At 58.8% G+C, this 16,799-nt stretch carries 17 protein-coding genes; 8 read left to right on the top strand and 9 right to left on the bottom strand.

Annotated elements, in window-relative coordinates:
* Positions 1-9: 9 nt before the first annotated feature.
* A complete protein-coding gene (locus ABTV22_RS07995; RefSeq protein WP_433739347.1) occupies positions 10-825 on the bottom strand; it encodes a substrate-binding periplasmic protein in 816 nt (271 codons plus the stop codon).
* A gap of 49 nt (positions 826-874) precedes the next feature.
* Here ABTV22_RS07995 and ABTV22_RS07990 point away from each other — a divergent pair, with 49 nt between their 5' ends.
* Complete coding sequence (locus tag ABTV22_RS07990; protein ID WP_433739346.1) at positions 875-1,012, top strand: hypothetical protein; 138 nt, start codon at positions 875-877, stop codon at positions 1,010-1,012.
* Positions 1,013-1,026: 14 nt separating this feature from the next.
* On the opposite strand, the gene ABTV22_RS07985 is transcribed toward ABTV22_RS07990, so the two are convergent.
* Positions 1,027-1,956 (bottom strand): electron transfer flavoprotein subunit alpha/FixB family protein, encoded by a 930-nt coding sequence (locus tag ABTV22_RS07985; RefSeq protein WP_433739345.1) that lies wholly within the window; start codon positions 1,954-1,956, stop codon positions 1,027-1,029.
* Positions 1,957-2,706 carry an electron transfer flavoprotein subunit beta/FixA family protein gene (locus tag ABTV22_RS07980; RefSeq protein WP_008017740.1) on the bottom strand — a complete coding sequence of 250 codons (750 nt, stop codon included), beginning with the start codon at positions 2,704-2,706 and terminating at the stop codon, positions 1,957-1,959. It lies immediately after the preceding gene.
* Between the two features lie 548 nt (positions 2,707-3,254).
* Between ABTV22_RS07980 and ABTV22_RS07975 the strand changes: the two genes are divergently transcribed.
* Complete coding sequence (locus tag ABTV22_RS07975; RefSeq protein ID WP_433739344.1) at positions 3,255-4,919, top strand: electron transfer flavoprotein-ubiquinone oxidoreductase; 1,665 nt, start codon at positions 3,255-3,257, stop codon at positions 4,917-4,919.
* Positions 4,920-5,137: 218 nt separating this feature from the next.
* Here the strand turns inward: ABTV22_RS07975 and ABTV22_RS07970 are convergent, their stop codons facing one another.
* The 6 genes from ABTV22_RS07970 to ABTV22_RS07945 all read right to left on the bottom strand — a co-directional run bounded on the left by ABTV22_RS07970 (position 5,138) and on the right by ABTV22_RS07945 (position 12,239).
* Complete coding sequence (locus ABTV22_RS07970) at positions 5,138-6,556, bottom strand: amino acid permease (protein ID WP_433739343.1); 1,419 nt, start codon at positions 6,554-6,556, stop codon at positions 5,138-5,140.
* Positions 6,557-7,405: 849 nt separating this feature from the next.
* Positions 7,406-8,638 carry a 23S rRNA pseudouridine(2605) synthase RluB gene (rluB, locus tag ABTV22_RS07965; RefSeq protein WP_433739342.1) on the bottom strand — a complete coding sequence of 411 codons (1,233 nt, stop codon included), beginning with the start codon at positions 8,636-8,638 and terminating at the stop codon, positions 7,406-7,408.
* 280 nt (positions 8,639-8,918) lie between these two features.
* Complete coding sequence (gene scpB, locus ABTV22_RS07960) at positions 8,919-9,902, bottom strand: SMC-Scp complex subunit ScpB (protein ID WP_433739341.1); 984 nt, start codon at positions 9,900-9,902, stop codon at positions 8,919-8,921.
* An 11-nt stretch (positions 9,903-9,913) separates the two neighbouring features.
* Positions 9,914-10,612 (bottom strand): segregation and condensation protein A, encoded by a 699-nt coding sequence (locus ABTV22_RS07955; protein WP_433741333.1) that lies wholly within the window; start codon positions 10,610-10,612, stop codon positions 9,914-9,916.
* 120 nt (positions 10,613-10,732) lie between these two features.
* Positions 10,733-11,362 (bottom strand): L-threonylcarbamoyladenylate synthase, encoded by a 630-nt coding sequence (locus ABTV22_RS07950; protein WP_433739340.1) that lies wholly within the window; start codon positions 11,360-11,362, stop codon positions 10,733-10,735.
* A 13-nt stretch (positions 11,363-11,375) separates the two neighbouring features.
* Positions 11,376-12,239, bottom strand: a complete 864-nt coding sequence (locus ABTV22_RS07945) for a PHP domain-containing protein (RefSeq protein WP_433739339.1) — start codon at positions 12,237-12,239, stop codon at positions 11,376-11,378.
* Positions 12,240-12,326: 87 nt separating this feature from the next.
* Between ABTV22_RS07945 and ABTV22_RS07940 the strand changes: the two genes are divergently transcribed.
* The 6 genes from ABTV22_RS07940 (at position 12,327) to ABTV22_RS07915 (ending at position 16,798) form a co-directional block, all read left to right on the top strand.
* Positions 12,327-12,923: a septation protein A gene (locus tag ABTV22_RS07940; RefSeq protein WP_433739338.1), complete on the top strand. Its 597-nt coding sequence runs from the start codon at positions 12,327-12,329 to the stop codon at positions 12,921-12,923.
* A 1-nt stretch (position 12,924) separates the two neighbouring features.
* The gene (locus ABTV22_RS07935; protein ID WP_175389110.1) at positions 12,925-13,224 is read left to right on the top strand and encodes a YciI family protein; all 300 of its coding nucleotides are present in this window, start codon (positions 12,925-12,927) and stop codon (positions 13,222-13,224) included.
* A gap of 278 nt (positions 13,225-13,502) precedes the next feature.
* Entirely contained in the window at positions 13,503-13,910 is a 408-nt protein-coding gene (locus ABTV22_RS07930) for a translation initiation factor 2 (protein ID WP_433739337.1), read from the top strand.
* A gap of 7 nt (positions 13,911-13,917) precedes the next feature.
* Positions 13,918-14,595: a response regulator transcription factor gene (locus ABTV22_RS07925; RefSeq protein WP_433739336.1), complete on the top strand. Its 678-nt coding sequence runs from the start codon at positions 13,918-13,920 to the stop codon at positions 14,593-14,595.
* A gap of 234 nt (positions 14,596-14,829) precedes the next feature.
* Entirely contained in the window at positions 14,830-15,279 is a 450-nt protein-coding gene (locus tag ABTV22_RS07920; RefSeq protein WP_433739335.1) for an LTXXQ domain protein, read from the top strand.
* Positions 15,280-15,454: 175 nt separating this feature from the next.
* Positions 15,455-16,798, top strand: a complete 1,344-nt coding sequence (locus ABTV22_RS07915) for an ATP-binding protein (RefSeq protein WP_433739334.1) — start codon at positions 15,455-15,457, stop codon at positions 16,796-16,798.
* Position 16,799 lies beyond the last annotated feature (1 nt).

The following is a 16,799-nucleotide window of genomic DNA, read 5'->3' as shown; positions in this document are numbered from 1 at the left end:
TAAAGATCCCTACTGTTTTGGGGTACTGACAGATAGTTTCTGCTGCGCATTCCAACGCTCGATATTGCGTTGCAGCACAGCCTCCGTCAGTCCGGACGCGGGCAATTCTGTCATCTTTTTGGCCAACTGTCCGCGCAACCACGGATCGTTACAGGCCGAGTTATGAGAAACCGCCAGATACAGACCCGGCCTGTCTACCGGTTGCGCCCGGGCGATCAGGTCATTGGCCATGCCCAGTGTCTGCGCCATGGCCATGCCCGAATAACGACCGGCTAATACGAATTCCACCTCGCCCAACAGCAACTTCTGAAAGGCCTGGGTCAGATTGGGTGTACGAATGATCGACAGTTGCTGCTGGGTGAACGTGGCGAACTCCGTGGTCAACCGGGATTTTTCCGACAAAGCACCGACATGGCCATGCAGGTCCTGTGCGTCGTTGTAGGTCAGTGGCGAATCCTTGCGGGTCCAGACAAGATAATCGTTGTCCAGCAATGGTGGATGAATGTAGTCCAGAGACTCCAGCTCGCTGACTGTCAACGGCGCATCGGCCAACATGTCCATGCGTCCACTGCGAACTTCCTCCAGGGCCTGGGAGCGTTTGCCGGAATAGAGCAGCTCGACCTTGATGCCCAACTCCCCCGCCACTTGCTGCAACAGGTCTGCACTGGCGCCAATCAGGTGCTTGGGGTTTTGCGGGTCTTGCCACAAGTACGGCGGTGCGTCGGGGCTGCCGGTGACCACTAGACGCTCGCACTTGCCGGCGGCATTGGACAGCGCCGGCAATAGCGCCAATCCCAGAAAACTCCACGCGAGACGCAGATCCATGGCGGTGTACTCCTCTGGTTTACGACACCTGACACCTGTAGGAGCGAGCATGCTCGCGATGGTCGTCAACGATAACGCGGGCAACCTGACACTCCGCGGTGCACTTGAAACCATCGCGAGCGTGCTCGCTCCTACAGGTAAACGAAAAGCAAAAAAAAGCCCGACCAAAAGGCCGGGCTCTTTATAAGTGAAGCAGCCGGATTAGACCAGCTTCTCCAGCTCAGGGATGGCTTCAAACAGGTCCGCCACCAGGCCGTAATCGGCCACCTGGAAGATCGGCGCTTCTTCGTCCTTGTTGATCGCAACGATCACCTTGGAGTCTTTCATGCCGGCCAGGTGCTGGATCGCGCCGGAGATACCGACGGCGATGTACAGCTGTGGAGCAACGATCTTGCCGGTCTGACCGACCTGCATGTCGTTGGGTACGAAACCTGCGTCAACCGCGGCGCGGGAAGCACCGACAGCAGCGCCCAGCTTGTCGGCCAGGGCGTACAGGTGTTTGAAGTTGTCGCCGTTCTGCATGCCACGGCCGCCGGAAACGACGATCTTGGCAGCGGTCAGTTCCGGACGATCGGACTTGGCCAGCTCTTCACCGACGAAGCTGGAGATGCCAGCGTCGTGAGCAGCACCAACGGATTCAACGGCAGCCGAACCACCTTCTGCTGCAACCGGGTCGAAACCGGTGGCACGTACGGTGATCACTTTGACCGCAGCGTTCGACTGAACGGTAGCGATGGCGTTACCGGCGTAGATCGGACGCTTGAAGGTGTCGGCGCTTTCTACCGAGATGATCTCGGAGATCTGGTCAACGTCCAGTGCAGCGGCAACGCGCGGCAGGATGTTTTTGCCGTTAGAAGTAGCGGCAGCCAGGATGTGGCTGTAGCCCTTGCCCAGCTCTGCAACCAGAGGAGCAACGTTTTCCGGCAGCTGATGCGCGTAAGCGGCGTTGTCAGCGTTCAGGACCTTGCTCACGCCAGCGATTTTCGCAGCGGCTTCAGCCACGGCGCCAGCACCCTGGCCTGCAACCAGAACGTGGATGTCGCCACCGATTTTGGCAGCGGCAGCAACGGTGTTCAGTGTGGCCGGAGCCAGCACTTTGTTGTCGTGTTCAGCAATAACCAAGATAGTCATTTAGATTACCTTCGCTTCGTTTTTCAGTTTCTCGACCAGTTCAGCCACCGACTTGACCTTGATACCCGCGCTGCGTGCAGCAGGCGCTTCGACTTTCACGGTCTTGTTGGTGGAGGCGGTGGAAACGCCCAAAGCGTCAGGAGTCAGCGTCTCGAGAGGCTTCTTCTTGGCTTTCATGATGTTTGGCAGGGACGCGTAGCGCGGCTCGTTCAAACGCAGGTCGGTGGTGACGATGGCCGGCAGTTTCAGGGAAACGGTCTGTGCGCCGCCGTCGATTTCGCGGGTAACAGCTACGCTGTCGCCGCTGATTTCGACTTTGGAAGCGAACGTGCCCTGACCGTAGCCGCTCAATGCAGCGAGCATCTGGCCAGTCTGATTGTTGTCACTGTCGATGGCTTGTTTGCCAAGGATCACCAGCTGTGGCTGTTCCTTGTCGACAACCGCTTTCAACAGTTTGGCAACGGCCAGGGAAGTCAGATCTTCGGCGGATTCGACGAGGATGGCGCGGTCGGCACCCAGAGCCAGCGCGGTGCGCAGTTGCTCTTGAGCGGTGGACGGGCCCACGGAGACGACGACGATTTCAGTCGCAACACCTTTCTCTTTCAGGCGTACGGCTTCTTCCACTGCGATTTCGCAGAATGGGTTCATCGACATCTTGACGTTGGCGAGGTCGACGCCGGAATTGTCCGCCTTGACGCGGACCTTGACGTTGTAATCCACAACGCGTTTGACAGCTACAAGAACCTTCATGGATTCCTCGTTACTCTCCGGTGAAATGAAAGTCGCCTAGGCGAACCTGGCGGTTGATGCTCATCGGGCGCAAGGGCACCTCTAAAAACGCCGGCGTACGTGTCAAGTGATCATCGCTCACGATGTTCATGACCATTCGTCAGTGGTGACCAACGAGTCATTCAATATCGCTGCGTGTAAACTGCGCGCTGAACCTGAACCGCGCATCACCTTTTACTGCCATCGCCCTGTCTTTAGAGGTGCTCTTGAAACCAACAGTCAGCCTACGGCGAGCGCAAAACCGCCCGTATCTTGACCGGAACACCTATTCCGGTCAATACGGCAAAATAGCCGTTCATAAGCCGCGTGACTTTGATTTCTCTGGCTTTGAGCCAATTCAAACAAACGTTTGTATTGGACCCTGAGAGTGGTGTAGATATAATGCGCCACCCAAAGAGAAAGGTGGTCGATCGATTGTCCGCTCCCGACGTTGCGCCGGGATTCATGGATGCGACACCCAACCTTAAAAATTAGAAAAAAACTGTTGAGCCTTGAGTAGGAGATAGCCTGTGGAACGCGAATACATGGAATTCGACGTGGTCATCGTCGGTGCCGGCCCCGCTGGTCTGTCCGCTGCCTGCCGTTTGAAGCAGAAGGCCGCTGAAGCCGGTAAGGAAATCAGCGTCTGCGTGGTTGAAAAAGGCTCCGAGGTCGGTGCTCACATCCTGTCCGGTGCGGTGTTCGAACCCCGCGCCCTGAACGAATTGTTCCCGGACTGGAAGGAACTTGGCGCACCGCTGAACACCCCCGTCACCCGCGACGACATCTTCGTGCTCAAGAATGCTGAAAGCGCGCAGAAAATTCCTGACTTCTTTGTGCCCAAGACCATGCACAACGAAGGCAACTACATCATTTCCCTAGGCAACCTGTGCCGCTGGCTGGCCCAGCAGGCCGAGAACCTGGGCGTAGAGATCTACCCAGGCTTCGCCGCTCAAGAAGCGCTGTTCGACGAAAACGGTATTGTCCGCGGGATCATCACCGGCGATCTGGGCGTTGACCGAGAAGGTCATCCCAAAGACGGCCTGTACACTCCGGGCATGGAACTGCGTGGCAAATACACGCTGTTCGCCGAAGGTTGCCGTGGTCACATCGGTAAACAGCTGATCAAGCGCTTCAACCTCGATAGCGATGCCGACGCCCAGCACTACGGCATCGGCCTGAAAGAAATCTGGGAAGTCGATCCGGCCAAGCATCAGCCTGGTCTGGTGGTTCACACCGCCGGTTGGCCGATGGACATCATGGGCACCGAAAACACCGGCGGCTCGTTCCTCTATCACCTGGAAAACAACCAGGTAGTGGTCGGCCTGATCGTCGATCTGTCCTACAGCAACACCTATCTGTCGCCATTCGACGAGTTCCAGCGCCTCAAGCATCACCCGGTGCTCAAGCAGTATCTGGAAGGTGGCAAGCGCATCAGCTACGGCGCCCGTGCCATCTGCAAGGGCGGCCTGAACTCGCTGCCGAAAATGGTCTTCAAGGGCGGCGCGCTGATCGGTTGCGACCTCGGCACCCTGAACTTCGCCAAGATCAAGGGCAGCCACACCGCAATGAAGTCCGGCATGCTGGCTGCAGAATCGGTGGCTGACGCGCTGTTCGCCGAGAAGGACGGCACTGAAGAACTGACCACCTACGTGGACGCGTTCAAAAAGAGCTGGCTCTACGAAGAACTGTTCGCCAGCCGCAACTTCGGCCCGGCGATCCACAAATTCGGCGCCATCGTTGGCGGCGGTTTCAACTGGCTGGACCAGAACATCTTCGGCGGCAAACTGCCGTTCACCCTGCACGACACCAAGCCTGACTACGCGTGCCTGAAACCGGCTGCCGACTGCCAGAAGATCGACTACCCGAAACCGGACGGCAAGATCAGCTTCGACAAACTGAGTTCGGTGTTCATCTCCGGTACCAACCACGAAGAAGAGCAGCCGTGCCACCTGAAGCTGACCGACCCGAGCATTCCGCTGGCGAAGAACCTGCCGCTGTATGACGAACCTGCCCAGCGCTACTGCCCGGCCGGCGTGTATGAAGTGGTGACCAAGGAAGACGGCGAGAAGCGCTTCCAGATCAACGCCCAAAACTGTGTTCACTGCAAGACCTGCGACATCAAGGACCCTGCACAGAACATCACTTGGGTTGCTCCGGAAGGCGCCGGCGGCCCGACTTACCCGAACATGTAGGCCGAACAGCTGAACAGCAAATGCCCCGACTTGTCGGGGCATTTGTTTTTTATGAAGCCTGAATCCGTAGAAGCCGGCTTGCTGGCGATGTCGGTGTGCCAGATGTCATGGATGAGACTGATACGCCGCTATCGCCAGCAAGCCGGCTCCTACGGCTCAACGATACGTAAAAAAAATGCCCGCATCTTGCGATACGGGCATTTTCTTTAACGACTTGATTACCTGGCTGCAGTCCCCACCACAACAGCTTCCATGTCACGGCGCTTGTTCTTGATGCCGTAGCAGACCCACATGAACACGACCCACACCGGAATCGCGTACACCGAGATCTGAATCCCCGGAATCAGCAGCATCACGCCAAGAATGAACACCACGAACGCCAGGCAGATGTAGTTGCCGTACGGGTACCACAAGGCCTTGAACAAGGAGGTCTGGCCGGTCCTGTTCATGTGCTGGCGGAATTTGAAGTGCGAGTAGCTGATCATCGCCCAGTTGATCACCAGGGTAGCCACAACCAGCGACATCAACAGTTCCAGCGCGTTTTGCGGGATCAGGTAGTTCAGCAGCACCGCGATCAACGTCACGGCCGCCGAGGCCAGAATCGAACGCACGGGTACGCCGCGCTTGTCGATTTTCGCCAGGGCCTTCGGCGCATCACCCTGCTCGGCCATGCCCAGCAGCATGCGGCTGTTGCAGTAAGTGCCGCTGTTGTACACCGACAATGCCGCAGTCAAGACCACAAAGTTCAGGATGTGCGCGGCGGTGTTGCTACCCAGCATCGAGAACACTTGTACGAATGGGCTGCCGCTGTAGGAATCGCCGGAGGCATTCAAGGTTTCCAGCAGGCTGTCCCAAGGGGTCAGCGACAGCAGGATCACCAGCGCACCGATGTAGAAAATCAGGATCCGGTAGATCACCTGATTGATGGCTTTGGGGATCACGGTTTTCGGCTTGTCGGCTTCAGCAGCTGTGAAACCGAGCATTTCCAGGCCGCCGAAGGAGAACATGATGATCGCCATGGCCATCACCAGACCGCTGACGCCATTAGGGAAGAACCCGCCGTGGGACCACAGGTTGCTGACCGCCGCTTGCGGGCCGCCATGGCCGCTGACCAGCAAGTAGCTGCCCAGACCAATCATGCCGACAATCGCCACGACCTTGATGATCGCGAACCAGAACTCGGCCTCGCCAAAGACTTTGACGTTGGCCAGGTTGATCGCGTTGATCAGTACGAAGAAGGCGGCAGCGGTGGCCCAGGTCGGGATATCCGGCGCCCAGTAGTGGATGTATTTGCCGACTGCGGTCAGCTCCGACATGCCCACCAAAATGTACAGAATCCAGCAGTTCCAGCCCGACAGAAAGCCGGCAAAGCCGCCCCAGTATTTGTGGGCAAAGTGGCTGAAGGAGCCGGCTACAGGCTCTTCGACGATCATTTCGCCCAGTTGGCGCATGATCATGAAGGCAATGAAGCCGCAAATGGCGTAGCCAAGGATCATCGACGGGCCGGCGGATTTCAGCACCCCGGCCGAGCCGAGGAATAAACCGGTACCGATCGCGCCACCGAGGGCGATCAATTGAATGTGGCGATTTTTCAGGCCGCGTTTCAGCTCGCCTGAATGCGAGTTTTGTCCACTCATGAAAAGGGTCTCACGCAAGGTTTGATGATGTTGGGTTGCAGCTTGGAAAGGGCATTAAGCGGCACCGATCAAACCCCAGCGCAGGCACCAGGAGTTCAGCGTATTTACAACGGTCATGCGTCACCTGTTTGTTTTTATCTGTGACGAAATCGAACCCGACACGCTCGTGACGTGGCGGAGTGAACAAGGCGGATAGCCTTGAGGTTTGCGCAGGTGCGCAGGAGGTCACAGGTAAAACGCGGCGCATTGTACACCGCTAACCCCCTGCTGCCAGACACCACGGATCAGTGTGTCGTTTGCCGGGATTGCCTGTGTCCGCCCCGAGAGGCTCGGGCGGCTGCAAAAAGGGGATCAGGCCTTTGCGGGCCATTGACGAGGACGGTTGAAGAACCGGCCCAGAATGGGAGCTGGAAACGGATTGCGGCGTTCATTGCGCCTCCTTTTTGTTATGCACCTGCACGACAGGCATGGCGCGCATGACACCTTGCTTGGGTGAGTGAAACAAGCGGGTTAGAGCGTCGGGAAGCGTTTGAAAGGGCTATGGAGCGGAAGAAATTTCTTACAGCTTCTGCGCACTGGTGGTTTCACGGGGCCGATCGGTGGAATTCGTCAGGTTTTCTTTACATCGCGTAACGTCGGATTTCCATTCTGACAGGGCGGTGTTGCCGCTGACGCCTTCGCGGGCGAGCCTCGCTCCTACAAGTTTGGCGCATGTCACACGAACGCCTGTAGGAGCGAGGCTTGCCCGCGAAGACGAACTGGCAGTCACCGCACCTCTCAAGCCAGGCCAAAAAAAACGCCAACCCGAAGGTTGGCGTTTTCATTTGTCGCTAGAAGCTTACTGCTACTTCATTCCGGCTTACGACGCCCAAAACCAGGACGCTGACCGGAACCGGCCGGTGCACCACGGCGCTTGCCCGACGGCTTGTCACCGTCGACCAGCTTGATTCCCGGACGCTTCGGCGCAGGCTTGGCCGGGCGCTTGGTTTCGACCGGACGATCCGCCACCGGCGTACCACGACCCGCTGGAGCACCACGACCTTCGCCACGCTCGGTACGACCATTGGCCGGACGCGGAGTGCGTGGACCGCGCTCACCATCCTGACGCACGGCTGGTTTGCGACCTGGACGCTCACCTTCGATCTGCGGCTCGCGGCTGGTGCGCGAACTGGTCGCCGGCGCATCAGTGGCAGGACGCAGGGTGCGTACGCGCTCGGTCCGGGCCATTGGCCGCGACGATTTGCGCTGCATGCGCTCAAGCTTGTCTTTGCTCTTGGCGTTCAATTGCGGCATGGCCACAGGCGTCAGGCCGACTTCGGCACTGAGGATGTCGACTTCGTACTGGCTCATTTCGCGCCAGCGGCCCATCGGCAAGTCAGAGTTGAGGAACACCGGACCGAAACGCACACGCTTCAGACGGCTGACCACCAACCCCTGGGATTCCCACAGGCGACGCACTTCACGATTGCGACCTTCCATCACCACGCAGTGGTACCAGTGGTTGAAACCTTCACCACCGGGTGCCTGCTGAATGTCGGTGAAACGCGCCGGGCCGTCTTCGAGCACAACACCCGCTTTCAGGCGCTCGATCATCTCGTCGTCGACTTCACCGCGTACACGCACTGCGTATTCACGGTCCATCTCGAAGGATGGGTGCATCAGACGGTTGGCCAGCTCACCGTCGGTGGTGAACATCAGCAAACCGGTGGTGTTGATGTCCAGGCGACCGATGTTGATCCAGCGCCCTTCTTTCGGACGCGGCAGCTTGTCGAACACAGTCGGACGTCCTTCCGGATCGACACGGGTGCAGATTTCGCCATCGGGTTTGTTGTACATGATCACGCGGCGTACCGACTCGGCGGCTTCTTCGCGCTTGATCACCTTGCCATCAATGGTGATGGCGTCATGCATATCGACGCGCTGACCGAGGGTCGCGTCCTTGCCGTTGACCTTGATGCGGCCGTGGCTGATCCAGGCTTCCACGTCACGGCGCGAGCCGACGCCGATGCGGGCGAGGACTTTCTGCAGTTTTTCGCCTGCTGGGCCGATTGGCTGGTCGTCTTGCTGGTCGTTGATACTCATCTGGGCACCTCCCGGTGTGGTCTGAAAACTGGGTACTTTGGCGAAGGGATCGCCGAAGGGTCGCGAATCATACGCGCATGAGGACATTTGCGCATCAGAGACTAGTTGATCGATGCCGGGTTAGTGGCTTTTCCGCTGACCGGTGGCGCGAAACTTGATTATCCGACGATCACAATGCCCTGTAGGAGCCGAGCTTGCTCGCGATAGCGGCGTGTCAGTCACCTTGATGCTGAATGTGCTGGCGCTATCGCGAGCAAGCTCGGCTCCTACAGGATCTACGTCAATCTTCAAATTGGCGGCGTTCTGCCTCAATGGCTTCGGCCAAGGCCAAGGCCTCAGCCTCTTCGTCGCTCAGCTCAGGCTTGGGTTGTTCCAGCGCGGCAACAGCTGCCAGGAGCTTTTCACGGGCCTCTGCAACGCCGAGAATGTCGTATTCCTGCTCCGGTTCGATTTCCGGCTCAGGCTCGCTTTCCGGTTCAGGCTCGATCTGCAACGCCTCGACTTGCGGCTCGACATCCGGTTGCTGCGAGTCGAACCCGGACACTTCCCCATCGCGCAACAAATCATCGAAATCGGTCTTGATCCCCTCCTCCATGCTGTCCAGTTCCAGCAGCAAAGTATGGAAACTGGTTTCCTCCTTGGGCTCTTCCGGCTCGGCGCTGGCATCCGCCAACTCCTGCAACGCGGCAGGGACCGGAGCGTCATCGAACTCAAGCACCGGATCAGGCTCCAGCTCTCGCAGCTCTGCCAGCGGCGGTAAATCGTCAAGGTTCTTCAGGTTGAAGTGATCGAGAAAGGCCTTGGTGGTGGCAAACATCGCCGGTTTTCCCGGCACATCGCGGTAACCGACGATGCGAATCCACTCACGTTCCATCAGTGTCTTGACGATCTGGCTGTTGACCGCAACACCTCGCACGTCCTCAATCTCGCCCCGGGTGATGGGTTGGCGATAAGCAATCAGGGCGATGGTCTCGAGCATTGCCCGGGAATAACGTTGCGGGCGCTCTTCCCACAAACGGCCGACCCAGGGCGAAAACTTTTCGCGGATTTGCAAGCGATAACCGGAAGCGACTTCCTTCAATTCGAATGCGCGGCCGTCACAGGACTTGCCCAGAATTGTCAGGGCTTTCTTGAAAACCGCGGGATCCGGCCGTTCGGCCTCTTCGAAAAGTTCGAACAGGCGCTCAAGGGATTGCGGCTTTCCCGAGGCCAACAGAAAGGCTTCAAGCAATGGCGCCAGCTCGCGGGGTTCACTCAGGTTCATGATTCAACTCGTTATTCGGCTCGGGCTCGCACGTGGATCGCGGCGAACGGCTCATTCTGCACCAGCTCGACCAAGGATTCCTTGACCAGCTCGAGGACTGCCATAAAGGTCACGACCACGCCCAGTCGCCCTTCCTCGGCGGTGAACAGCTCGACGAACGGCACGAAACCGCCGCCCTTGAGCCGCTCCAGCACCTCGCTCATGCGCTCGCGGGTGGACAGTGCCTCGCGGCTGACCTGGTGGCTTTCGAACATGTCGCCACGGCGCAAGACCTCGGCCATGGACAGTAACAACTCCGACAAGCGTACATCCGGCAACAACTTGCGCGCCCGGGCTTCCGGTGCATCAAGCTTGGGCACCACCACGTCACGACCGACACGGCTCAACCCATCGATACCTTCGGCGGCATTCTTGAAACGCTCGTATTCCTGCAAGCGACGGATCAGTTCGGCGCGCGGATCTTCTTCCTCTTCCTCAACGGTTTCCGCCCGGGGCAGCAACATCCGCGACTTGATCTCGGCCAGCATCGCGGCCATCACCAGATACTCGGCGGCCAGTTCCAGGCGCACCGACTGCATCAACTCGACATAACCCATGTACTGGCGGGTAATTTCCGCCACCGGAATGTCGAGAATATTGATGTTCTGCTTGCGGATCAGGTACAGCAGCAGGTCGAGCGGACCTTCGAAGGCTTCAAGAAAGACCTCCAGCGCATCCGGGGGGATGTACAGGTCCAGCGGCATTTCCATGACCGCCTGGCCATAGACCATGGCGAAGGGCAGTTCTTGCTGGGCACCGGCCTGACTGTCGACGGGTTCTACTGCTGACATCTAGGCCTCGGCCATGAACGGCGCAGGGTCGCCGCAACCGACGCGGATCACTTCCGGCTCGCCGTCGGCGAGGCTGATCACGGTGGACGCCTTGATGCCGCCAAAACCGCCATCAATGATCAGTTCGACCTGGTGTTCGAGCAACTGGCGCATTTCGTAGGGATCGGTGAGCGGATCGTCATCGCCGGGCATGATCAGGCTCACGCTCATCAGTGGCTCGCCCAACTCGGCCAGCAAGGCCAGCGCGATCGGGTTGCTGGGCACTCGCAGGCCGATGGTGCGTTTTTTCGGGTGCAACAGCAGCCGCGGGACTTCACGGGTGGCATTGAGAATGAAGGTGTATGGCCCTGGCAGATGGGCCTTGAGAATGCGGAAGGTGCCGGTGTCGATCTTGGCGAACAGGCCCAGTTGCGACAGATCGCTGCAGATCAACGCGAAATTGTGCTTCTCATCGAGCTGGCGCAGGCGTCGAACCCGCTCCACGGCGACCTTGTCACCGATCTGGCAGCCGATGGCGTAGGACGAGTCCGTGGGATAAATCACCACCCCGCCGCCACGGATGATTTCGACAGCCTGTTTGATCAGGCGCGCTTGCGGGTTTTCCGGATGAATCTGGAAAAATTGACTCACATTCTCTACCTGTTCAGACGGCGGCAATAATTGGGTCATGTTTGAACCGACACCACAGTGGTGGCAGATCCTCCGGGAGCGGGCGGTATTCACCGATCTCGGACCAGCCTCCAGGGCCATGAAAATCACTGCCGGCGCTGACCAGCAGACCGAACTCTCGGGCCAGGATCGCCAGGCTGCCCACTTGCTCGGCAGGCTGATGACCATTGACCACCTCGATCGCATGGCCCCCTGCTTGAATATAGTCGGCAATCAGGCGACGACGCTTGCTGCGGGTGAACTCGTAGTGACAAGGGTGCGCCAGACTGACCCAAGCCTTGGCCGCGCGCAGGGTTTCGACGGTTTCTTCCAGGGTCGGCCAGTGTTGCTTGACGTCCCCCAGCTTGCCGGCGCCCAGCCATTTGCGAAACGCTTCGGCGCGATCCTTGACGAAACCTTCGCGCACCATCCAGTCGGCGAAGTGCGGGCGGGCCGGCGCGTTGCCGCTGTCGCCCAGTTCCTGCTGAATTTCCCGGGCACCCTCCAGCCCACCCGGCATGCCCTTCAATGCCAGCTTGCGGCTTATTTCTTCGGAACGTAGCCAGCGGCCATCGCGCAATTTGGCAATCGCCTCGACCAACGGTTCGGCATTGACGTCAAAACCGTAGCCAAGCACATGAATGGTCGCGCCGCCCCACGTACAGGACAATTCGACGCCATTGACCAGTTGCATCCCCAGCGCATTCGCAGCGTTGCGTGCCTCTTCAAGGCCCTCCAGGGTGTCGTGATCGGTCAACGCCAGGACCCGCACGCCGTTCTCGAACGCACGCGCTACCAGAACCGCAGGCGCCAAGGCGCCATCGGAGGCCGTGCTATGGCAGTGCAAATCAACATTCACAGGGCTTTGTAACCTCAAATCAGCTGGCGCTATCGCGCGCCCATATGTTTGTTATTATGCCGCCACATCCTGCTTCTGGCTGCCACTGTGAAACAATTCATCGATTTCATCCCGCTCCTGCTGTTTTTCATCGTCTTCAAAATCGATCCACGGGTCGTCGACATTGCCGGCCACGAGGTAACTGTAGGCGGTATTTACAGCGCCACCGCGATGCTGATCATCAGTTCGCTGGTGGTCTACGGCACACTGTTCATCAAGCAGCGCAAGCTGGAGAAGAGCCAGTGGCTGACCCTCATCGCCTGCCTGGTCTTCGGCAGCCTGACCCTGGCCTTCCACAGCGAAACCTTCCTGAAATGGAAGGCCCCGGTGGTCAACTGGCTGTTTGCCCTGGGCTTCATCGGTAGCCACTTCATCGGTGACACCCTGCTGATCAAACGCATCATGGGCCACGCACTGACCCTGCCGGAGCCGGTCTGGACGCGCCTGAACATAGCCTGGATCGTCTTTTTCCTGTTTTGCGGTGCCGCCAACCTGTTCGTCGCGTTCACCTTCCAGAGCTACTGGGTCGACTTCAAGGTCTTCGGCAGCCTGGGCATGACATTGATATTCCTGGTCGGCCAGGGCATCTACCTGTCCCGCCACCTGCACGACGCCGATACCACATCGCCTAAAACCGAGGACTGACATGCTTTACGCCATCGTTGCCACAGACGTCGCCAACTCCCTGGAAGCTCGCCTGGCCGCACGGCCTGCGCACCTTGAGCGCCTGCAAGTACTCAAAGGCGAAGGTCGTATCGTACTGGCCGGTCCGAACCCGGCGATCGACAGCAATGATCCGGGCGCGGCGGGTTTCACCGGCAGCCTGATCGTTGCCGAATTCGACTCTTTGAGCGCCGCACAGGCCTGGGCCGATGCCGATCCGTACATCGCCGCCGGCGTCTACGCCAACGTTTCGGTCAAGCCGTTCAAGCAAGTCCTGCCGTAATTTTTGTGGCGAGGGGATTTATCCCCGTTGGGTCGCGAAGCGGCCCCAATAGCATCCAGACAAACTTAATTGTCTGATTTACGACTGCTTCGCAGCCGAACGGGGCGGTGCAACGTTTCGCTAAATCCCCTCGCCACAAAAGTATGTGAGCCCCTTCTAAGTGAGCAGCAATCCCCCCGCGCGGTGAACCTTATCGGTTCATCGCGCTCTCAATCGCTCATTATTCTCGTTTGCCGGCCGACAACTTCCCAATACTTGTATTGGAATCAGGAGTCGCGATGCGCAAAGGTCCGTTGTGTCTGATGTTGGTCACGTTGTCGATCGTGGCTCCCGCCCACGGTGAGGAGAGCAGCGCGAGTTCGACGCCTCTGTCACTGAGCGCCGGCAGCCAGATCAACGAGTTGCAACAGCGCTTGAAAGAAAGCGAACGGCAACGAGAGGAACTGAGCAAACAACTGCAGAATGCCGATGGCGAGCGCGAAAGCCCTCAACTGGCACGATTGCGCCAGGAAAACCAGCGTTTGAAGCTGCAACTGCGAGAAACCCAGGCAGGTAATTCGACGCCACGCTTGCTGACCGATCAGCAACAATGGTTCGTCATCGGTGCCGGAGTTGCGCTATTGGCCCTGCTCTGCGGTATCTTCGCCAGTGGTGCAAGTCGAAAACGTCGACAATGGCTAAATTGAGTGATTCATGAGCGAGCTGTTACTGATTGATGATGACCAGGAGCTGTGCGAGCTCCTGGGTAGCTGGCTGGGCCAGGAAGGCTTTCAGGTGCGTGCCTGTCACGATGGCCAGAGCGCCCGCCGCGCGCTGGCTGAAACCGCTCCGGCGGCAGTGGTACTGGATGTAATGTTGCCCGATGGCAGCGGCCTGGAACTGCTCAAACAGTTGCGCAGCGATCACCCGGATTTGCCGGTGTTAATGCTTTCGGCAAGGGGAGAACCGCTGGACCGAATCCTCGGCCTGGAACTGGGTGCCGACGATTACCTGGCCAAACCTTGCGACCCCCGGGAACTGACCGCCCGCCTGCGTGCCGTATTGCGCCGCAGCCATCCGACGGCGATCTCCAGTCAAATCGAACTGGGCGACTTGTGTTTCAGCCCGGTACGCGGCGTCGTCAGCATTGATGAACAGGAGTTCACCCTCACTGTTTCCGAAAGCCGCCTGTTGGAAGCCCTGCTCAAGCAACCTGGCGAGCCTCTGGACAAACAGGAACTGGCGCAAATCGCCCTCGGCCGCAAGCTGACCCTGTACGACCGCAGCCTCGACATGCACGTGAGTAACCTGCGCAAGAAAATCGGCCCGCACCCCGATGGCCGTCCGCGCATCGTCGCCCTGCGCAGCCGCGGTTACTACTACAGCCTCTGAAATCAACACGCCCCCCTGTAGGAGCTGCCGAAGGCTGCGATCTTTTGATCTTTAGTGTCATCCCCTACGCTAAAAATCAAAAGATCGCAGCCTTCGGCAGCTCCTACAAGGTTTGTCAGGCCTTCGAGAAATCGTCTTTACCTAAGCTTTACGCTCCGCTGACCGCGGCTGACCTTGAACTCCGTAATCTGCACACATCCGGAACGTACCGGGAATGAGACAAGGAGATTCACCATGCGCAAGACTCTTATCGCTCTGATGTTCGCCGCCGCCCTGCCAACCGTTGCCATGGCCATGCCTGAAGGTACAGGCCCTATGGATGGCCCGATGGACGGAGCGCGCCACGGCGGTCAGATGCACGGCATGCACGGTAAAGGCCCGTACAGTCAACTGGACCTGAGCCGCGAACAGCGCGAGCAGATCCGCAAGATCATGGGCGAGCAAATGCACGAGCGTAAGCAAGTGGTCGAAAAATACCTGGAGAAACTCTCGCCAGCCGACCAGAAAGCCATGAAAGACGAGATGGCCGCCAACCACAAGAAAGCTGAAGCCGATGTGCGGGCTGTGCTGAAGCCGGATCAACAGAAGAAGTTCGACGAGATCCAGAAGAAGCAGGCTGAACGTCGCGCCGAATGGGCCGAGTTCAAGGCGTGGAAAGCGCAACAGGCGCAAAAAGCGCAATAATGATCTATCCCGGGACCCAACGGCTGAACACCGTTGGGTCTGTTACCACCCAGTTGAATGTAGGAGCGGGCTTGCTCGCGAAAGCGGTGTATCAGATACAGATATGTTTACTGACACACCGATTTCGCGAGCAAGCCCGCTCCCACACACGTTTGTGTTTGTTTGAGGATTTTCTGTGCGCTCATTGTTCTGGCGGATCCTGGCCAGCTTCTGGCTGGCCATCGCTCTGGTTGCAGGGCTGTCCATCTTGCTTGGGCACATGCTCAACCAGGATGCGTGGATTCTCAGTCGCCACCCGGGCCTTAACACCCTGGCCGAACAATGGACGCAAACCTATGAGTCCGAGGGCGAAGACGCCGCCCAGGACATTCTGGAACAGCGCAAACACCAGTATCACATCGACGTTCAAGTGCTCAACGAAAGTGGAGACCCGGTGGTGCGCGGCACCTTTCCACGACGCGCAGCGGCCTTTGAAGCGCGGCAGAACAACGATGACCGACGCCTGCCATGGCGGCGCCTGACTGCTGAATACACCAGCGAAAAAACCGGCGACACCTACCTGTTTATCTACCGCATTCCCCATCCGGAGCTGGACGCCTGGCACCGGGAAAGCCTGCTTTGGCCATTGAGTGCACTCGGTATCGCCCTGGTGGTGCTGACGCTATTCAGCCTGTTTGTCACCCTCTCCATCACCCGTCCGCTCAGCCGTCTACGCGGTGCGGTGCATGACCTGGGTCAAACCACTTATCAACAGAACAGTCTGGTCAAACTGGCCAATCGCAGAGACGAATTCGGCGTGCTGGCCAACGATTTCAACCGCATGGGCGCACGCCTGCAAAGCCTGATCGGCAGCCAGCGCCAACTGCTGCGTGACGTGTCCCACGAACTGCGCTCCCCCCTGGCCAGACTGCGCATTGCACTGGCCCTGGCAGAGCGAGCCACACCTGAAGAACGGCAAAAACTCTGGCCACGCCTCACCCGTGAATGTGACCGCTTAGAGGCCTTGATCAGTGAAATCCTGGTGTTGGCACGGGTCGATGCTGACAACGCCAGCGCCGAAGAGGTGGACCTGAATGCGCTGCTCACCGGACTGCAACGGGACGCGCAACTCGGTTCGTCAGAACAGAACGTTCGACTTGAAGCCGAGCCGCAATTGAACCTCAGGGGCTGGCCGACCATGATCGAGCGCGCCGTGGACAACCTGCTGCGCAATGCCCAGCGTTTCAACCCGGCGGGTGGACGACCGATCGAAATGCAGGCGATGCGCCAGGGCGAGCGGATTGTGGTGACCGTGCGCGATCATGGTCCAGGTGTAGACGCCGAGCACTTGAGCCAATTGGGCGAACCGTTTTTTCGGGCTCCCGGCCAAACCGCAGCCGGGCATGGCCTCGGCCTGGCTATCGCCCGCCGCGCAGCGGAACGGCATGGCGGCAGTTTGATGCTGGCCAATCACCCGCAAGGCGGATTCATAGCCAGCCTGGAGTTGCCGTTGGTGCCGGGGGCCATCGCCCAACCCTGAC

Source organism: Pseudomonas putida (genome assembly GCF_050990305.1).
GTDB lineage: Bacteria > Pseudomonadota > Gammaproteobacteria > Pseudomonadales > Pseudomonadaceae > Aquipseudomonas > Aquipseudomonas putida_AH.
Note: the sequence above shows the minus strand (reverse complement) of the source record. Positions and strands in the feature narration are given on the sequence as shown.